This window comes from Stenotrophomonas sp. YJH_SMC_106-19, assembly GCF_059368375.1.
Window position 1 is genome coordinate 1,334,210 of record NZ_JCAFRQ010000001.1, and the last position, 18,167, is coordinate 1,352,376.

Sequence of the window (18,167 nt, forward strand, 5' to 3'; positions counted from 1 at the left end):
CGAAGGGATCCTGCCGTGCATCCGCGGCCCTGCCTCAGCGGAACAGCGCGTTCAGCGCCGCACCCGATGCTGCCGCCTGCAGGCCATCAAAGCGGCCTTCCTGCTGGATGGGATCGGTGGCCCGCATCAATCCCCCCCACGCCGCACGGGCCAACGCCCCGCCCAGGCTGACCCGGCGTACCCCCATCGCAGCAATGTCCTGCAGCGTCAGTGACGTCGGTCCGCCCACCAGCAGGTTCACCGGCTTGCCGCCGGCCGCGGCCACCACCGCCTGGATCTGTTCGGCCGTGGTGATGCCCGGTGCGTACAACACATCGGCACCTGCGGCCGCGTAGGCACGCAGGCGCTGCAGCGTGTCTTCCAGATCCGGTACGCCCACGAAGAAGTTTTCCGCCCGGCCCACCAGCAGCACATCGGCCGCGGCGCGATCGATGGCCGCACGCGCCGCACGCAGGCGTTGCACGGCCTCCTCCAGCGGGCGCAGCGGCGCGTCGGCCAGACCGCTGGCATCTTCAATCGACAGAGCGGCGATGCCCGTATCCAGGGCCGCCGTCACGGCCTCAGCCACGTCCTGTGGCGTGGCGCCGAAGCCATCGCCGAAGTCTGCGTTCACCGGCAGGTCGGTGGCGGCCACCATCAGCCGCAGGTGGTCAAGCGTCGCCTGCAGCGATACCGCACCATCGGGGCGACCTTCGCTCCATGCACACCCCGCGCTGGTGGTGGCCAATGCCAGGAAGCCCTGCCGCTGCAGGTAGCGCGCGCTGCCGATGTCCCACGGATTGGGCAATACGAAGCAGCCCTGCGCATGCAACTGCCGGAACGTGGCACGTCTGCGGGCAGTGCTGGCATCTGCGCTGTTCATGGCGGGTATCCGTGCGGTGAGCTGACCACCCTATCCGGGCCGCGCACAGGACTCAACGCACCTGCGGCGCAGCATCAGGTGATGCCACCGGATCATTGGACGCGGCCCCCGCATCCGTCCGACGGTGACGGTCCGCCGTCCACGGAAACAACCATGCCGCGCTCCCCGCATTCTTCTGACGCCATTGCTGGCGACGACACAGATGCACACCAGGCCGCGCCGTTCTCACCCAGCCGGCGCCGCCTGATCGCATCGGCCGGCCTGGCCGCAGGTGGCCTGGCCGGCGCCACGAGTCCGGCCGCCGCAACACCGGCCCGAGAGGTGGCGAACACGACCGCACCGGGGCGTCCCGGATTCCAAGCGATCGTCCCGCCGCCGGCGCAGGGCCGCAGTCCCTGGGGACAGGACACCGCCAGCGAACCGACCCCACGACCGCGCAGCACACGCCCGGGCGAATCGCCATTGCCGACCCTCCCACGCCCCTACACCGACATCAAGAGTTACCACGCCCACATCTATTTCGACGAGGACACCTCGGCCAAGGCCGCACTGATCCGGCGCTGGGTGGCGGAACGCTTCCCGGTGGAACTGGGCAACTGGAATCCGGAGCCACGCGGCCCCCATGTCACCCCGTCCTTCTACTTCGGCTTCACCAACGATCTCCTGCCGGTCGTGGTGCCATGGCTGCAGCTCAACAGCCTGGGCCTGACGATCCTCATCCACCCCAACACCGGCGATGGGCGCGCCGACCACCTGCATTACGCGCTGTGGGTGAACCGCGCGCAGCCGGTGAACGCCTACGACTGGCCCGCGCCCCGGCCGGGCGAACAGGAGCCGCTGGAACAGGTGTTCCCCAACGTCGTGCCGACGCGGCCGCTGGAAACCTGAGCAGACCCGTCCGGCCTGGCCGGACAGGAGCGGTCGGCCGCCATCGTCGGCGTACGTGCGGGTATCAGCAGCCGTCGCCACGTTCAGCGCGCCTTGAGGCGCTGCCCGGCATACGGGCACAAGCGCTTCCAGCGATTTCAAACAATCGATTGAAACGCGGCAAACTTCGCCGAACTGGACAGCATCGGCCGCTTCCGCCAGACTGCCGCCCTTTCCAGTCGATCGGATCCCATGGCGAAGCTGCTGGTCCTGCACGGCCCCAACCTCAACCTGCTCGGTACCCGCGAGCCGGAGGTCTACGGCCACACCACCCTGGCCGACATCGACCAGGCGCTGGCCCGCCAGGCCGACGCCGCCGGGCACGTGCTGGAGAGCCTGCAGTCCAACGCCGAACACGCGCTGGTGGACCGCGTACAGGCCGCCCGCACCGACGGCACGGCGTTCATCCTGATCAACCCGGCCGCGTTCACCCACACCTCGGTCGCCCTGCGCGATGCGCTGGCGGCCGTGGCCGTGCCGTTCATCGAAATCCACCTGTCCAACCCGCACGCCCGCGAACCGTTCCGCCAGCACAGCTATTTCAGCGACAAGGCGGTCGGCGTGGTGTGCGGCTTCGGCGCCGACAGCTACCGCTACGCGATGGACGCGGCGCTGCTGCGGTTGTCCGCCACCTGATTGTCGACCCGGGCGCCCACGGCGCTCTCCTCACCTAGATAGAAACCCAAGAGGCCCTCATGGATCTGCGCAAAATCAAGAAGCTGATCGACCTGCTGGAAGAGTCGAACCTGGCCGAAATCGAAATCAAGGAAGGCGAAGAGTCCGTGCGCCTGTCGCGCGCGCCGGTCGCCGGCTATGCCGCCCCGGTCGCCGCTCCGGTGTATGCCGCCCCTGCCGCGCCGGCGCCGCAGGCAATGCCGATGCAGTCGCCGACCGAAGCCTCCACCGGCGGCACCGCCAAGCCGGGCCCGGCGCTGCCGGAAGGCCACGTGCTGCGTTCGCCGATGGTCGGCACCTTCTATGCCTCGTCCGCTCCGGACAAGCCGGCCTTCGTCACCGTGGGCCAGCAGGTCAAGGAAGGCGAAACCCTGGCCATCATCGAAGCGATGAAGATGTTCAACCCGATCGAAGCCGACGCGTCCGGCACCATCGTCGCCATCCTCGGCGAGAACGGCCAGCCGGTGGAGTTCGACCAGCCGCTGTTCGTGATCGGCTGAGGGGCACGCCATGCTCGACAAAGTCGTCATCGCCAACCGAGGGGAGATCGCGCTGCGCATCCTGCGCGCGTGCCACACCCTGGGCATCCGCACGGTGGCCGTGCACTCCACGGTCGACCGCAACCTCAAGCATGTGGCCATGGCCGACGAGTCGGTCTGCATCGGCCCGGCGCCGTCGCCGCAGAGCTACCTCAACATCCCCGCCCTGATCGCCGCGGCGGAAGTCACCGATGCCCAGGCCATCCATCCGGGCTACGGCTTCCTGTCGGAGAACGCCGATTTCGCCGAGCGCGTGGAGGAATCCGGCTTCATCTTCATCGGCCCCAAGGCCGACACCATCCGCATGATGGGTGACAAGGTCGAAGCCATCCGCGCCATGAAGGCCGCCGGTGTGCCGTGCGTGCCCGGCTCGGGCGGCCCGCTGGGCGAGGACATCGTCGCCAACACCAAGATCGCCCGTGAGATCGGCTACCCGGTCATCATCAAGGCAGCGGGCGGCGGCGGCGGTCGCGGCATGCGCGTGGTGCACGCCGAAGCCTCGTTGAAGACCTCGATCGAAACCACCAAGAGCGAAGCGAAGGCGGCGTTCGGCAATGGCGAGGTCTACATGGAGAAGTTCCTGGAGAACCCGCGCCACGTGGAGATCCAGGTGCTGGCCGACGGCCAGGGCAATGCCATCCACCTCGGCGAGCGCGACTGCTCGATGCAGCGCCGTCACCAGAAGGTGGTCGAGGAAGCACCGGCACCGGGCATCACCGCCGAGCAGCGCGAGCAGATCGGCAAGGTCTGCGTGGAGGCCTGCATCCGCATCGGCTACCGCGGCGCCGGCACGTTCGAGTTCCTGTACGAGGACGGCCGCTTCTACTTCATCGAAATGAACACCCGCATCCAGGTGGAACATCCGGTCACCGAAATGGTCACCGGCATCGACCTGGTGGCCGAGCAGCTGAAGATCGCCGCCGGCCAGAAGCTGTCGATCAAGCAGAGCGACGTGGTGCTCACCGGCCATGCCATCGAGTGCCGCATCAACGCCGAAGATGCTGAAACCTTCGTGCCGAGCCCGGGCACCATCACCGGCTTCCATCCGCCGGGCGGCCCCGGCGTGCGCGTGGACACCCACATCTACAGTGGTTACCGCGTGCCATCGAACTATGACTCGATGATCGGCAAGCTGATCGTGCACGGCCCGGACCGCGAAACCGCGATCGCCCGCATGCGGGTGGCGCTGAGCGAAATGGTGGTCGACGGTATCAAGACCAACATCGCCCTGCAGCAGCGGATCATGCGCGACAAGGGCTTCCAGGCCGGTGGCCAGAACATCCACTACCTGGAAAAGCGTCTGGCCGAGCGCAAGAACAAACCGATCGCGCTGACCTGATCGGCACAGGTGCTGGACACGAAAAGGGCGGGGATATCCCCGCCCTTTTCGTGCATTCTGCAGCGCCTTCCCCCGCGCCCGGCGTACCGGGAAAAGCAGCCGCGCGTGAGGGCCCGGCGCTGCAGGATCGGTGTCAGTGCCTGTCGGCCGCGGTTGCCGGAATCTGCGAGTTCGGCAGCGGGCGCACGCCATTGGGCGAGGTCGGATCGACAATCACCATGGTCTCGGTCGAGCCATCGGGCCAGACCACCTGGAAGGTGCTGCCCGCCGGCAGCGATGCGAACGGCACGCCGCTCTGCGCGCGATAGACCGCAGCGACCTGGCTGGCGCCGGCGCGGCGCAGGTCTTCCTGTGCCTTCACCGTGGTCAGCTCCACCTTCGACAGATGCCGGTAGCGATCCTCGTAGGTATCGATCATCAACAGGCCCACCGCGCCGGCCGAATAGGCCACGAACAGTGCCACCCAGAACCAGAACTTGGCCCCGTGAAGGAATCGACGGTAGTTCATGGCCTGCTCCCCCTTCCAATCAATCGCTTGATCCATTCGTTCATCTTCCCAGCACCTTGCCGCGAAACCGCAGCGTCATACACGAAATCCCGGAAATCCTGCGTCTCATCCTGCGAACAGATCCCTCCATTCGCACAAAAACTGTTGACCAGCACGCTGTCGGCCCCACACGGTAGACCGAGTTCGCAGGCCGCAAGCCGCCACGCCATTTCGCTGAGCTGCTCGCCGGCCACCAGCCCGTCCAGTGCACTGTCACCGGCGGCGCGCACGCCCATTCCCGGAGCGAGGGCCATGAATGCCTCCGGATCGCGCGACAGGCGCACGCGCTCGACCAGACCACGGCGGTAGTCCGCGCTGTCGTGCAGCGGCTCACCTTCAGCGAACAGCGCAGCTTCGGCCGCCAGATTGCCCTGCGCGGCCGCCTTGCGACGCTCCGCCAGCACCAGCGCCGCGCCCAGTTTGTCGCCGGGCACGAACCCGCCGCAGCGCTGGGCCACGCGCTCGCGCGCATCGACCATGGCCGGTGCGGCACTCAGGCCCAGCCCCGCCAGCACGTTGTTGTCCAAGCGATACCCCCCGGGATCGACCGCGTACTGCGCGCAGTAGTCATACACCCGGCTGAGCATCCAGCGCGCTTCGTGGTTGCCACCGTCGGCCTGCGCACGCAACCGCTGCGCATAGGCGAACAGATCGGTGGCGCCCTCGATGTCGGCCCGGATGTCCAGCGGCAGGCCGGACGGCAGTGCGCCGCCCCGCTCGAAGGCCGCCAGACGCCGCGCCAGCGCCTCGGGCATGACCGGCATCGTCGTCCCATCCTCGTTGCCCGCCACCTGGGCCGTCGGCAGCCCGGAGGCCGCGACCGGAGACGATACCAAGCCCACGTGCCCGCTGGCCCGATACCCGGCCACGCCCAGCACGGCCACCGCCGGCAGCACGAGCAACCAGGTTTTCAGGGTCGGAGCGAGTGCCATCGGCAACGGAAAGCGTCGGGGGCGCACAGGAAAGCGCGCAGTTTAGCAAGGCCCGGCAGGCCTGTCTGAACGGGGGCCGTTCATCTCAGAGCATACGGAGACGCCCCGATGGTCTAGCATGGCCCCCTTTCCCGCGATTGCCCCCGATCCCATGCCGTTCCTGGAACTGACCCTGCGTTGCACCGAAGCCACCCAGCCCCGCTATGAGAATGCGCTGGAGGACGTCGGGGCGTTGGCCGTGACCCTGCTCGATGCCGAGGCCGACACCAGCAACGAGCAGGCGATCCTGGAACCGGGCGTGGGCGAGACGCCGCTGTGGGACAGCCTGGTGCTGACGGCGCTGTTCCCGGCTGACAGCAACGCGCTGTTGCTGCTGGCGGCGCTGGAAGCGTTCGACCCGGAACTGGACTGGAGCGGTGGCAGCTTCCGCGCCGTCGAGGACGAGGACTGGGAGCGTGCCTGGCTGGACCAGTTCCAGCCGATGGACTTCGGCAGCCGCACCTGGATCGTGCCGTGGAACCATGAGCTGCCGGAGGCGGCGCAGGCCGCCGACGCGGCCGTCGTCCGGCTGGACCCGGGCCTGGCCTTCGGCTCCGGTACTCATCCCACCACCGCGCTGTGCCTGCGCTGGCTGGACCAGCTGGCCGTGGACGGCCAGCTGCAGGGCCAGCGCGTGCTCGATTTCGGGTGCGGCTCGGGCATCCTCGCCTTGGCTGCGCTGAAGCTGGGCGCCGCCGAGGCGATCGGCGTGGACAATGATCCGCAGGCCCTGGTCGCGACCGCCGACAATGCCGAGCGCAATGGCGAGCAGGGCCGCATGCGGGTCTATCTGCCACAGGACGAGCCGGTGGCAACCTATCCCATCGTGGTCGCCAACATCCTCGCCTCGGCACTGGATGCCCTGGCCGAGCTGCTGGCCGCGCGCGTGGCCGGCGGTGGCCGCATCGCACTGTCGGGCATCCTGCATGGACAGGAGCACGAACTGCTGCAGCGTTACAGTGTCTGGTTCGACGACCTGCAGGCGACCCGCGATGGCGACTGGATGCGCATCACCGGCGTGCGCCGCGCCTGATCGTGTTTGAATGAGCGCTCGACCCGAACCCGCACCGTGAGCATGTCCGAGCCGACCCCCGCACGACGTCCACTGGCCACCTTCCTGCGCCCCGCGCCGGAAGGCGGAACGGCACCTGCCGTCGAGGCGCACGTCGATACGCCTGCACAGGCCGGTCCGGCGCCCGAACCCACTGCGGCGGAGATCGAACATGCGCCGGCAGCGGCGGTGATCACTGCGCAACCCGTTCCGCAGCACACCGATGATGTGCCCCCGCATGCCGCGGCGGTGGCGTCACCATCGAACCATGACGCACCCGGTTTCCTCGCCCGTGCACCTTCACGCTCGCGCCCGGCGCCGCGCTGGCACTGGCTGCTGGTGGCGGGGCTGGCGGCGCTGCTGATCCTGCAGAGCGTGCTCGCCGACCGCGCGCGGCTGGCCGCCGATGCCGGCCACCGCACATGGCTGGTGGCGCTGTGCAGCGTGCTGCGCTGCAGCCTGCCCGCCTGGCACGAACCCACCGCCTTCACCATGACCAGTCGCGACATCCGCCCGCTGCCTGGTCAGGCCGGCGTACTGCAGGTCCAGGCCAGCATCCGCAATGACGCGCGATGGCCACAGGCCTGGCCCGACCTGCGGCTTTCGCTGTCCGATGCGGACGGACGGGTCATCGGCAGTGACGTTTTCAGCCCCACGCAGTACCTCGGCGAGAACCCGGGTACCGCCGTGCTGGAACCGGGTCAGAGCGCACACATCGCGTTCCGCGTGCAGGAGCCTGCGGCGTCCACTGTCGCATTCACCTTCGAGTTCCTGTGATCGGGACGAAGGCGACCAGCCATGGCAGGTCGGGCACGCTCGCGCTAGACTGACCGCCACCACCTCATCCGGCCGCGCGCTCCGCGTGCACGGGCCAACCAGATCGGGAACCCCCTTGAACGCTGTCCTTTCTCGTCCTGACAACAGTCGTGGCGCTCCCCGGCCACCGCTGCGCGAACACGTCGCCCAGTCCGTGCGCCGGTACCTGCGCGACCTTGATGGCTGCGATGCAGACGACGTCTACGAGATCGTGCTGCGCGAGATGGAGATTCCGCTGTTCGTGGAAGTGCTCAACCACTGCGAAGGCAACCAGAGCCGGGCCGCGGCGATGCTGGGCATCCACCGTGCCACGCTGCGCAAGAAGCTGAAGGAATACGGCATCAGCGCCTGAGCGCGGATGGCGACGTCGTGGAAGCGGGGTCACCCGCCGCCGCCCGCCTTCCAGTAATACCGCACCACGTGGAAGAACACCGGTGCGGCGAAGCACACCGAATCCAGCCGGTCGAGCATGCCGCCATGGCCCTCGATCATGTGGCCCCAGTCCTTGATGCCACGGTCGCGCTTGATCGCCGACATCACCAGGCCCCCCCAGAACCCCATCAGGTTGATCAACAGCGACAGGCCGAACGCCTGCAGCGGCGTGAACGGCGTGATCCACCACAGCGCAGCGCCCACCACGCTGGCACTCAGCACGCCACCGATGAAGCCCTCCACTGTCTTCGACGGCGACAGCCTGGGCGCGATCAGGCGCCTGCCCAGCAGCTTGCCCCAGATGTACTGCAGCACGTCCGAGGACTGCACCACGATCACCAGGAACGCCAGCAGCAGCACGTTGCGCGCGGGCTCATGCCCGGGCACACGCAGGTTCAGCAGCAGGGGCACGTGCGAAATGCAGAACACGCAGATCATCAGCCCCCACTGCACCTTGGCCGTGCGCTCCAGGTAATGCGTGGTGTCACCGCCGATGGTGGCCAGGATCGGCAGGAACAGGAACGCATAGACCGGAATCAGCAGCGTGTACATGCCATACCAGTCGATCCACACCAGGTAGTACTGCCAGGGCAGCACGATGTAGAACGCCGCCAGCAGCGCGTAGTAGTCACCTGACCGGGTGGGTGCCAGGGTGATGAACTCGCGCAGGGCAAACAGCGAGATGATCGCGAACAGCACGATCACCCCGGCCCGGCCGAACAGCAGCGCCAGGCCGACCACGATCGCCATCACCCACCAGGCGCGGATGCGCGAGACCAGGTTGGCGATGACCGCGCTGGGCCGTCCACGCTGCCGCCAGCGCAGGGTCTCGGCCACCAGCGTCGCCAGCACCAGCACCGCGCCGACCCCGGCGAACAGCAGCCCGGTCTGCTGGCCCACGCTGCGCGCGGCGAGGTCACCCGATACGGCGATCAACCCGCTCATGCGCGTCCTCCGTCCGGCGCCAGATCCAGCAGCGCCTGGCGGCTGCGCTGGAGAAACGCCGTCTTGTCCTCGTCGGCCTGCAGCCGCAGCGGAGTACCGAAGGTGGCCGTGCACAGCAACGGCAATGGCAGGAACCGTCCCTTGGGCATCACCCGCTTCAGGTTGTCGATCCACACCGGGACGAATTCCAGTTCCGGACGCTGCCGCGCGAGATGGTAGATGCCACTCTTGAACGGCAGCAACGGCTCATCGCCGACGTTGCGCGTGCCTTCCGGGAACAGGATCAGTGAGCACTCCGCATCCACCGCCTCGCGCAGCGCCTGCAGCGGATCCTGCTGGCGGCGCGCCGCTTCGCGCTCGACCAGCACGCCGTTGAACACCGCATCGATCAGGTAGCGCCGCAGGGCGTCGCGCTGCCAGTATTCGGCGGCCGCCACCGGACGCACCTGCCGCCGCAGTGCCGGCGGCATCGACGACCAGATCAGCACGAAATCCCCGTGGCTGGCGTGGTTGCCGTAGTAGACACGGCGCTCGCTGGAGGGCGCGCAGCCGACCCACAGCGCCCGCGCGCCGGTGAGCACATGGATGGCGCCACTGCAGGCGCGGGCGATCAGTTCAGCAAACATCGATGTCTCCCCTCAGGTCTGCGGCCACAGCACGGCCAGCAGCAGCGCGGCGAACTGCAGCAGCGCTGCCGCGTACTGGCGCAGCAGCAGGCCCCGCATGCCCGCCCAGCGCACATCCCATCCGCGCGTAGGCGCCTGTGCGTCGCGGCGGCGCAGGCCGGCGACATGCAGGGCGGCGTCCACCCGTTCGGCCGCCGCCTCACCGTGCAGATTCTCCTGCAGCAGCAGCTGCAGGAGGCTGGCGTCCAGCTGTACGCGCACCGCGTAGTACGCCTGCACCATCCCCGCCGCCACGCTCAGCAGCAACAGGCCGGCCGCGAACATCGCCAGTCCCGGCTCGATGCCCAGCAGCAGCAACGCCACCAGCAGCAGTCCCAGTGACAGCGCAGCGGGCAGCCGGCCCTGGCGCAGCAGCAGGCGCATCATCGGCAGGTCGACAGCGAGGCTCATGCGGGGCTCTCCGAGGTGATGGCGGCCTGGATGGCGCGCAGGTGGTCGTCATGCAGAACGATGGAGGGCCGCGCGGCACGTATCCGTGCAACCGCCTCGGCTGCGTCCCGTGCCCGGCCGCTGCACAGCAGCCAGGTCGCTACGCTGGCCGCACTGCGCGAATAGCCCAGGGCACAGCACACCAGTACTGGCCCCTGCATGCGCAGGCGTTCGATGGCGGCAGCGGCCTCGCGCAGCTGCGCCGGCGAGGGCACCACCATGTCCAGCATCGGAACGCTGGCATACGCAGCACCTGGCGCCCGGCACGACAGCTCTGCGCAGGTATCGACCACGCCGTGCAGTGGCGACGCCAAGGCCGCCCGTGGAATCCGTCCCAACCACACGCCATCGGCCACCGCCGAGGGCTGCGGTGCCCGCCATGTCCATAGCCGCGAATTGATCCAGGCGGCGCCCAGGTAAGGCGCGAGCAGCCAGCGCGCGGCCATGGTCAGGCGCCCGTCGTCGCGCTTCTGGAACATGGCCGTGCCCAGTCCGGCGTACGCCAGCGCCACCAGCAGCAGCGAGATCGCCGGCCACAGCAGCCACAGCGCAGTGCCTCGCAGCGCCAGCGCCGGCACCAGCAGCACGGCGGCACCCAGAAGGTAGAGCAGCGCCAGCCGCCACCGCGCGGGATCCTCCGCGGACTGCCAGGCACGCAACGGCGGTGTTCCCTGGTCCGGCCACAGCCACACGCACAGCCAGCCCACCAGCAGGCCGGTGGGAATGTCGATGAAGTGATGCTGGAACGTGGTCAGCACCGAAATGCCGATCAGCAATGCCCACGCATGCAGCACCAGCCGCCAGACGCCCTGCAGGTAGTGGGCGAACTTCACCCACAGCACGATCAGCAGCACGATGTGCAATGACGGCGCCTGGTTGAAAGGCTTGTCGAACCCCAGCAGCACTTCGAACAACCAGCCATAGGCACCGCCCGTCTCCGGCCGCTCGAAGCTGAAGCGCAGCGGCCACAGCAGAAAGCAGGCCACTGCGATCACCTGTGCACTGAGCAGCCGCAGCGCATGGCGGTCCAGCTCCAGGCGCTGCCGGCACAGGAAGAACGACACCGCGTAGAACAGGTCGATCGACCAGTACGGCACGATCGTCCAGGGTACGAACGGAATGCGCGTCTCCCAGTCGAACACGACAACCGGAACCATGTCGTGGCGGCCGGCCATCCAGTTGGCAAAGCCATAACTGGCGAAGAAGAACGGGCCCAGCAGCGCCAGCCACAGCAGCGCGCGGCGCCACGGACGCGGTGCCTCGGCAACGATCGGCGTTGCGGTGATGGCCATCAGGCGACCCGACGTGCCAGCGATACGGTGAAGATGCCGAACGCATCGATGCGCTGGGTCACCTTCTCGAAGCCCGACAGCCGCACCAGCTCGTCCATCTCCTGCTGGGTGCGCCGTCGCATGACCCAGGCAGCGCCTCCGCGATGGCTGGTGAGTGCACGGGCGATGAATTCCAGCTGCGGGTGCCAGGGCTGGCCGGTATAGGCCAGGTAGCCCCCCTCCGGCACCACCGCGGCAATACCCTGCAGCGAACGCAGCACGGCATCGTTGTCGGGGAACAGCTCGTACAGGCCTGAGACCACTGCCAGCGTCGGCGTGGGTTCCACCGTCGCCAGCAACACCGGATCGAACGCGTCTCCCTGCTCGAAGCGGGCGATGTCGGCGGCTCCCAGCCGTTCGATCAAGGCCTGGCCCTGGGTCACGTTGAGCGGGCTGAAATCACGCAGCACGATGCGGTCAGCGCGCTGTTCGCCCTGGCCCAGGGCTTCCAGCACATAGCGGCCATGGCCGGCGGCCACGTCCAGCACCTGCACCGGCAGATCCTGGCCGCGCAGGCGCGTGGCGGCATCTCGCAGCAGTTCCTGCAGGTGCTGGCCACGCACGCGGATACCACGCCAGCCGATCGCATCGAGGTAGTTGCGGTCGATCATCCGCCCCACCGGTCCCTTGCCGCGCGCTTCGTCGCGGTAGATGTAGTCCAGCGTGCTGCCGGAATCGAAACCGGTCTGCAGGCCCAGCGCGATGCCTTCGGACAGGGTGCCGCCCAGGCGCAGGCCCGCGCGCACCCCGCGCCAGCGCAGGTCGGCCAGGCTGTTGCGTTCCGGTGGCCAGGCCAGGATCTCCGATTCCTCGAACGTCGGCCCATGCCGGTGCGCGTCGCGCCGCGACAGCGTGCGCAGCGGTTCGGCGAAACGCGCCTGGATGAAGTCGCGGATGCGCGCCAGTGCCGGTGCACGATCGCGCTCGCCCAGCGTGTCGTGGAAGAAACCCGGCAGGTACACGCGCTCCTTGATCGGACTGGACAGGCGCTCATAGAAGCGGTCCTGCGGACCACGGTGCACCACGAAGTCGGAGCCGGACACCAGCAGTTGCACCGGCACGCTGATCGCCTGCGCGTCGGCCACGATGCGGTCGGCGGCTTCATACAGGCCCAGCAGCACGCGTACCGAGATCGGCCGGGTGATCAGTGGATCGGTGCGGTAACTCTCCACCCGTGCCGGATCATGCGTCAGCCACTGCGGCTTGACGTAGCTGTTGACGAAGAAATTGCCGCGCAGCTTCTGCATCAGGGCCAGGCCTGGACGTGCGAACGGCACATACAGCTTCACCTTGAATGCCGGTGACGCCAGCACCAGCGCGCGCAGGCGGGGGGCATAGTCGTGTACCCAGGTCGCAGCGATGACCGCGCCCACGCTCTGCGCGACCACGACGATGTCCTCGACCGCGATGCCGTGCTCGCTGCCGATGTGGGCGATGAAGCTGTCCAGGTCGCGCACCAGCGCAGGGAAGCCCGGTGCGTCGCCACGCTCGCCCGGCGAACGCCCATTGCCGCGCGCGTCCCAGGCGAAGAAGGCGATCTCCGGCAGGTCCAGCTCGTCGACCAGATGGGCGACCCGCCCTGAATGCTCGTGGCCACGATGCAGCAGCACGATGGCCCGGACCGTGCGCCCCGGTGGTGTGCCTGCGGCCGCAACCGGCCAGTGCCGGTAGAACAGCGGTACTTGGTCGAAGCTGTGGAATTCCCGTTCCTGCACCTGACGCATGCCTTCTCCTGGTGGGCTGTTGACTTATCGCTGCGCTGTGGCCGCTTCCTTCAGTCCCCGCCGGACGCGGTTGACCGCCGTTACCCCGCACAGCAGCGCCATCGCTGCGGCCACGCCGCCGACCGTCAGGGCACCGGCCCAGCCGAACGCCAGCAGCAGGCCCAGCAGGCCGATGACGAAGGCACGGTCGCTCTTGCCCATCGGGCCGTCATAGCGGCGGCTGGCACCGACCATCAGGCCCAGCACGCCGGCGTACTCGCTCAGTGCTGCGCCCCAGGCCAGCAACCACAGCGCTTCCGGGCGAACGCCCGGCACGCTGAGCAGACTCAGGTACAGCGCCGCATCGGCCACCACATCGCACAGCTCGTTCAGATAGGCGCCCAGCCGCGACTGCTGGCCGAACTCGCGGGCCAGCATGCCGTCCACGGCATTGAGGGCCATGCGCAGCAGCATCCACAGCGGCAGGGCCAGATACAGCAGCGGTTGCTGTGGCGCACAGCACCAGACCACGACGGCGACCAGCAGCGAGACCACGGCAGCGGCCACGGTCACCGCATTGGCGGTGATCCCCGCGCGATGCAGGCCGCCTACGGCCGGACGCAGCAGGTCCTGGAAACGTCCTTTCAATGCATAGATCGACACGATCCGAACCCGCAGCTCCCTGGCAGTTCCGGCACAGCCTACCCGATTGGGAGCGCACCTCCGTCGAAATGTCCGCGGCGCGGCGCCGGCCAGGGCATACCGAAGGCGGCCGCAGGGCCGTTGGGGCCGGTCAATTTTGCCGCCGCCGCCCGCCGTCGGCCCCCACCGCCTACAATATCGGCCCCGCTCCGCTGCCGATTGCCCTGTCCCATGACTGCTGATCTGTTGCCCGTCCGTCGGGCCCTCCTCTCCGTTTCCGACAAGACCGGCCTGGTCGAGCTGGCCACCGCTCTGGCCGCCCGCGGCGTCGAGCTGCTGTCCACCGGCGGCACCGCCAAGGCGATCCGTGATGCGGGCCTGGCGGTGAAGGACGTCGCCGAGGTCACCGGTTTCCCGGAAATGATGGACGGGCGGGTCAAGACCCTGCACCCGATGGTGCACGGCGGCCTGCTGGGCCGCTCGGGCCTGGATGACGCCGTGATGGCCGAACACGGCATCGGCGCCATCGACCTGCTGGTACTGAACCTGTACCCGTTCGAATCGGTCACCGCCAAGGCCGACTGCACCCTGGCCGACGCGGTGGAGAACATCGACATCGGCGGCCCGGCCATGCTGCGCTCGGCGGCCAAGAACTTCGCCCGCGTGGCCGTGGCCACCGACCCGTCACAGTACGCCGAGCTGCTGGGCGCCCTGGACACCCATGATGGCCAGCTGCCGGCGGCCACCCGCTTCGCCTTCTCGGTCGCCGCGTTCAACCGCGTCGCCCAGTACGATGCGGCGATCAGCAACTACCTGTCGGCGGTCACCGCCACCGACGCCGCCGTGCCGGTGCGTGCCGAGTACCCGGCGCAGATGAACTCCACCTTCGTCAAGGTGATGGACCTGCGCTACGGCGAGAACCCCCACCAGAGCGGCGCGTTCTACCGCGACCTGTACCCGGTGCCGGGCACCCTGGCCACCTTCCAGCAGCTGCAGGGCAAGGAACTGAGCTACAACAACCTGGCCGATGCCGATGCCGCCTGGGAATGCGTGCGCCAGTTCGATGCGCCGGCCTGTGTCATCGTCAAGCACGCCAACCCGTGCGGCGTGGCGGTGGGTGCCGGCAACGGCGATGCCTACGAGCTGGCCTACGCCACCGACCCGACCAGTGCCTTCGGCGGCATCATCGCCTTCAACAAGCCGCTGGACGCCGCCACCGCACAGGTCATCCTGGACCGTCAGTTCGTGGAAGTGCTGATCGCACCGGACTACGAGCCGGCGGCGCTGGAATACGCGCAGAAGAAGGCCAACGTGCGCGTGCTGCGCATTCCGCATGGCGACGGCCTGAACAACTTCGACAGCAAGCGTGTCGGCTCGGGCGTGCTGCTGCAGTCCTCGGACAACCGCGGCATGACCCGTGACGAACTGAAAGTGGTCAGCAGGCTGGCACCGACCGACAAGCAGTTCACCGACCTGCTGTTCGCCTGGAAGGTGGCCAAGTTCGTGAAGTCCAACGCGATTGTGTACGCCAAGGACAACCGCACCATCGGCGTGGGTGCCGGCCAGATGAGCCGCGTGTATTCGGCGCGCATCGCCGGCATCAAGGCGGCCGACGCGAACCTGGTGGTTGAAGGCTCGGTGATGGCTTCCGATGCGTTCTTCCCGTTCCGCGACGGCATCGATGCCGCCGCCGCCGCCGGCATCAAGGCGGTCATCCAGCCGGGCGGCTCGATGCGCGACGCCGAGGTGATCGCCGCCGCCGACGAGCATGGCCTGGCCATGGTGTTCACCGGCGTGCGCCACTTCCGCCACTGATCCGCATCACCAAGCCGGGCCCTGCCCGGCTTTTCTTTTCTGCTTACGAGAACCCTGTCCCATGAAGATCCTCGTCATCGGCTCCGGCGGCCGCGAACACGCCCTGGCATGGAAGCTGGCCCAGTCCTCCCGCGTCGATGAGGTACTCGTGGCACCCGGCAACGCCGGCACCGCCACCGAAGACAAGTGCCGCAACGTGGCGGTGAAGGTCACCGACATCGATGGTCTGCTGGCCCTGGCCCAGGCCGAAGGTGTTGAACTCACCGTGGTCGGCCCGGAAGTGCCGCTCGTGGCAGGCGTGGTCGATCGGTTCCGTGCCGCCGGCCTGCGCATCTTCGGGCCAACCGCCGCCGCTGCCCAGCTGGAAGGCAGCAAAGCCTACGCCAAGGACTTCCTGGCCCGGCACAACATCCCGACCGCGTTCTACGCCGTGCACACCGACGTGGAGGCGGCACTGGCCTACATCCGCGAGAAGGGTGCGCCGATCGTGGTGAAGGCCGATGGCCTGGCCGCCGGCAAGGGGGTGATCGTTGCAATGACCCTGGCCGAGGCCGAGGATGCGGTGCGCGACATGCTCTCCGGCAACGCATTCGGTGACGCCGGCGCACGCGTGGTGATCGAGGAATTCCTCGACGGCGAGGAAGCCAGCTTCATTTCGATGGTCGATGGCGTGCATGCGCTGCCGATGGCCACCTCGCAGGATCACAAGCGAGTCGGCGACAGTGATACCGGGCCGAACACCGGCGGCATGGGCGCGTACTCACCGGCCCCGGTGGTCACGCCGGAGGTGCACGCGCGGGTGATGCGCGAGGTGGTGAACCCGACCGTGCAGGGCATGATCGCCGACGGCATTCCGTTCACCGGCTTCCTTTACGCCGGCCTGATGATCGATGCCAGCGGCGCACCAAAGGTGATCGAGTTCAACGTGCGCTTCGGTGACCCGGAAACCCAGCCGGTGATGCTGCGCCTGCAGTCGGATCTGGTCGAGCTGGTGGAAGCCGCCATTGATGGCCGCCTGGACCAGGTGCAGGCACAGTGGGATGCGCGCCCATCGCTGGGTGTGGTGCTGGCCGCGAAACCCTACCCGGAATCGCCAGTCACCGGCGATGTGATTTCCGGCCTGGATGAGGTGCCGGCCAGCGCCAAGGTCTTCCATGCAGGTACTGCACTGGACGCGCAGGGTCGGGTGGTCAGTGCCGGCGGCCGCGTGCTGTGTGTGGCGGCGCTGGGTGACAGCGTGCGTGATGCGCAGGCCAATGCCTACGCCGGTGTGGCCAAGGTCAGCTGGGCCAACGAATTCCACCGCAACGACATCGGCTGGCGCGCGATCGCGCGTGAGGGCGCGTAAAGGGCAGCGGCCTGTTGCTTGGCAGACCCAACAAAAAACCCGGCAATGCCGGGTTTTCTGTTGGATACCTGTGACGTCACATCACGCGGTGAACAGCGCCTTCATCTTCTTCAGGGCATTCGCCTCGACCTGGCGGATGCGTTCGGCCGACACGCCGTACTCGTCTGCCAGTTCCTGCAGCGTCACCTTGCTGTCCGCATCCAGCCAACGGCGGCGGATGATGTCACGCGAACGCGCATCCAGTTCGGCCATGCCTTCGCGCAGCAGCTGCAGCTGGTTGTCCTCGCTGTCGGCACGCTCGTAGGCCATCGACGGATCTTCATCGTTGGCCACCAGGTATGCGGCCGGCGACGGCGGCGCATGATCATCATCCTCGTCGCTGGGCGCATCGAAACCGATATCGCGACCGGACAGGCGCGACTCCATTTCCATGACCTCGCGCTCGGACACGTTCAGATCCTTGGCCACCGCGCTGACTTCCGCGGCGTTCATCCAGCCCAGGCGCGTCTTCGACTTGCGCAGGTTGAAGAACAGCTTGCGCTGCGCCTTGGTGGTGGCGACCTTGACGATGCGCCAGTTCTTCAGGATGAACTCGTGCATCTCGGCACGGATCCAGTGCACGGCGAAGGACACCAGGCGCACGCCCATGTCCGGGTCGAAGCGCTTGACCGCCTTCATCAGGCCGATGTTGCCTTCCTGGATCAGGTCGCCCAGGGCGAGGCCATAGCCGTTGTAGCCGCGGGCCACGTGCACCACGAAGCGCAGGTGCGAATGCACCAGCTCACGGGCAGCGTCCAGATCGTTGCCGTCGCGGAAGCGACGGGCCAGGTCCTGTTCGTCATCGACCGACAGCACCGGGATCTGGTGCACGGCACCGATGTAGGCGTCCAGCGAACCGAGCGCACTGGGAATCGGGAGATTGTTTGCCACAAGGGCAGTAGAGGTGTTCTGGCTCATAGGCACCCATCTTAGCAGTCCGGGATTTGGACTGCTAAAGGAGGAAAAAGTTCCAGCATCCTATTGATGCAACACTGGTCCCAAACAGAGCCCTACCGTAGCGCGATTTGATGACAGTGGCGAGCGTGCTTTTCGGGATTCACAATCCCTTG

The 18,167-nt window shown here is 67.8% G+C and carries 19 protein-coding genes; 9 read left to right on the forward strand and 10 right to left on the reverse strand.

What is annotated here, in order from left to right; all coding sequences use genetic code 11:
* Positions 1–34 precede the first annotated feature (34 nt).
* Positions 35–862 (reverse strand): isocitrate lyase/PEP mutase family protein, encoded by an 828-nt coding sequence (locus AC5P5M_RS05950; RefSeq protein WP_253119277.1) that lies wholly within the window; start codon positions 860–862, stop codon positions 35–37.
* 153 nt (positions 863–1,015) lie between these two features.
* On the opposite strand from AC5P5M_RS05950, the gene AC5P5M_RS05955 reads away from it, so the two are divergent.
* The 4 genes from AC5P5M_RS05955 (at position 1,016) to accC (ending at position 4,342) form a co-directional block, all read left to right on the forward strand.
* Positions 1,016–1,750 (forward strand): DOPA 4,5-dioxygenase family protein, encoded by a 735-nt coding sequence (locus tag AC5P5M_RS05955; protein WP_111186283.1) that lies wholly within the window; start codon positions 1,016–1,018, stop codon positions 1,748–1,750.
* 231 nt (positions 1,751–1,981) lie between these two features.
* Positions 1,982–2,425, forward strand: coding sequence for a type II 3-dehydroquinate dehydratase (gene aroQ, locus AC5P5M_RS05960; protein WP_053515684.1), 444 nt, complete (start codon positions 1,982–1,984; stop codon positions 2,423–2,425).
* A gap of 59 nt (positions 2,426–2,484) precedes the next feature.
* On the forward strand, positions 2,485–2,964 hold the full coding sequence (gene accB / locus AC5P5M_RS05965; RefSeq protein WP_053515682.1) for an acetyl-CoA carboxylase biotin carboxyl carrier protein: 480 nt from the start codon (positions 2,485–2,487) through the stop codon (positions 2,962–2,964).
* A 10-nt stretch (positions 2,965–2,974) separates the two neighbouring features.
* Positions 2,975–4,342 carry an acetyl-CoA carboxylase biotin carboxylase subunit gene (gene accC / locus AC5P5M_RS05970; RefSeq protein ID WP_014648613.1) on the forward strand — a complete coding sequence of 456 codons (1,368 nt, stop codon included), beginning with the start codon at positions 2,975–2,977 and terminating at the stop codon, positions 4,340–4,342.
* 133 nt (positions 4,343–4,475) lie between these two features.
* Here accC and AC5P5M_RS05975 read toward each other — a convergent pair whose 3' ends face one another.
* Both AC5P5M_RS05975 and AC5P5M_RS05980 read right to left on the reverse strand, forming a co-directional pair.
* Positions 4,476–4,850 (reverse strand): hypothetical protein, encoded by a 375-nt coding sequence (locus AC5P5M_RS05975; protein ID WP_065174417.1) that lies wholly within the window; start codon positions 4,848–4,850, stop codon positions 4,476–4,478.
* A complete protein-coding gene (locus AC5P5M_RS05980; protein WP_495205659.1) occupies positions 4,847–5,821 on the reverse strand; it encodes a hypothetical protein in 975 nt (324 codons plus the stop codon). Before AC5P5M_RS05980 ends, AC5P5M_RS05975 begins: the two co-directional genes overlap by 4 nt.
* Before the next feature lie 151 nt (positions 5,822–5,972).
* On the opposite strand from AC5P5M_RS05980, the gene prmA reads away from it, so the two are divergent.
* The 3 genes from prmA (at position 5,973) to fis (ending at position 8,079) form a co-directional block, all read left to right on the forward strand.
* A complete protein-coding gene (prmA, locus tag AC5P5M_RS05985) occupies positions 5,973–6,893 on the forward strand; it encodes a 50S ribosomal protein L11 methyltransferase (RefSeq protein ID WP_495205719.1) in 921 nt (306 codons plus the stop codon).
* A 42-nt stretch (positions 6,894–6,935) separates the two neighbouring features.
* Complete coding sequence (locus tag AC5P5M_RS05990) at positions 6,936–7,688, forward strand: DUF3426 domain-containing protein (protein ID WP_111186285.1); 753 nt, start codon at positions 6,936–6,938, stop codon at positions 7,686–7,688.
* Positions 7,689–7,803: 115 nt separating this feature from the next.
* On the forward strand, positions 7,804–8,079 hold the full coding sequence (gene fis, locus AC5P5M_RS05995) for a DNA-binding transcriptional regulator Fis (protein WP_005419706.1): 276 nt from the start codon (positions 7,804–7,806) through the stop codon (positions 8,077–8,079).
* A 29-nt stretch (positions 8,080–8,108) separates the two neighbouring features.
* Here the strand turns inward: fis and AC5P5M_RS06000 are convergent, their stop codons facing one another.
* Genes AC5P5M_RS06000 through AC5P5M_RS06025 form a run of 6 tightly spaced genes read right to left on the reverse strand, consistent with a single transcriptional unit; the run spans position 8,109 to position 13,916 of the window.
* Positions 8,109–9,104: a phosphatidate cytidylyltransferase gene (locus tag AC5P5M_RS06000; RefSeq protein ID WP_053515673.1), complete on the reverse strand. Its 996-nt coding sequence runs from the start codon at positions 9,102–9,104 to the stop codon at positions 8,109–8,111.
* Positions 9,101–9,730 (reverse strand): lysophospholipid acyltransferase family protein, encoded by a 630-nt coding sequence (locus AC5P5M_RS06005; RefSeq protein ID WP_065181557.1) that lies wholly within the window; start codon positions 9,728–9,730, stop codon positions 9,101–9,103. The genes AC5P5M_RS06000 and AC5P5M_RS06005 overlap by 4 nt, the downstream gene beginning before the upstream one ends.
* A gap of 12 nt (positions 9,731–9,742) precedes the next feature.
* On the reverse strand, positions 9,743–10,180 hold the full coding sequence (locus AC5P5M_RS06010) for a hypothetical protein (RefSeq protein WP_340044409.1): 438 nt from the start codon (positions 10,178–10,180) through the stop codon (positions 9,743–9,745).
* Positions 10,177–11,511 carry a phosphatase PAP2/dual specificity phosphatase family protein gene (locus AC5P5M_RS06015; protein ID WP_495205660.1) on the reverse strand — a complete coding sequence of 445 codons (1,335 nt, stop codon included), beginning with the start codon at positions 11,509–11,511 and terminating at the stop codon, positions 10,177–10,179. Before AC5P5M_RS06015 ends, AC5P5M_RS06010 begins: the two co-directional genes overlap by 4 nt.
* Positions 11,511–13,274, reverse strand: coding sequence for a bifunctional alpha/beta hydrolase/class I SAM-dependent methyltransferase (locus AC5P5M_RS06020; RefSeq protein ID WP_495205661.1), 1,764 nt, complete (start codon positions 13,272–13,274; stop codon positions 11,511–11,513). The genes AC5P5M_RS06015 and AC5P5M_RS06020 overlap by 1 nt, the downstream gene beginning before the upstream one ends.
* Positions 13,275–13,298: 24 nt before the next feature.
* Complete coding sequence (locus AC5P5M_RS06025; RefSeq protein ID WP_053515665.1) at positions 13,299–13,916, reverse strand: CDP-alcohol phosphatidyltransferase family protein; 618 nt, start codon at positions 13,914–13,916, stop codon at positions 13,299–13,301.
* A gap of 210 nt (positions 13,917–14,126) precedes the next feature.
* On the opposite strand from AC5P5M_RS06025, the gene purH reads away from it, so the two are divergent.
* Entirely contained in the window at positions 14,127–15,710 is a 1,584-nt protein-coding gene (gene purH / locus AC5P5M_RS06030; RefSeq protein ID WP_164151391.1) for a bifunctional phosphoribosylaminoimidazolecarboxamide formyltransferase/IMP cyclohydrolase, read from the forward strand.
* Between the two features lie 61 nt (positions 15,711–15,771).
* A complete protein-coding gene (gene purD / locus AC5P5M_RS06035; RefSeq protein WP_414487699.1) occupies positions 15,772–17,058 on the forward strand; it encodes a phosphoribosylamine--glycine ligase in 1,287 nt (428 codons plus the stop codon).
* Positions 17,059–17,139: 81 nt separating this feature from the next.
* Here the strand turns inward: purD and rpoH are convergent, their stop codons facing one another.
* On the reverse strand, positions 17,140–18,015 hold the full coding sequence (gene rpoH / locus AC5P5M_RS06040) for an RNA polymerase sigma factor RpoH (RefSeq protein WP_053515659.1): 876 nt from the start codon (positions 18,013–18,015) through the stop codon (positions 17,140–17,142).
* Between the last annotated feature and the right edge of the window lie 152 nt (positions 18,016–18,167).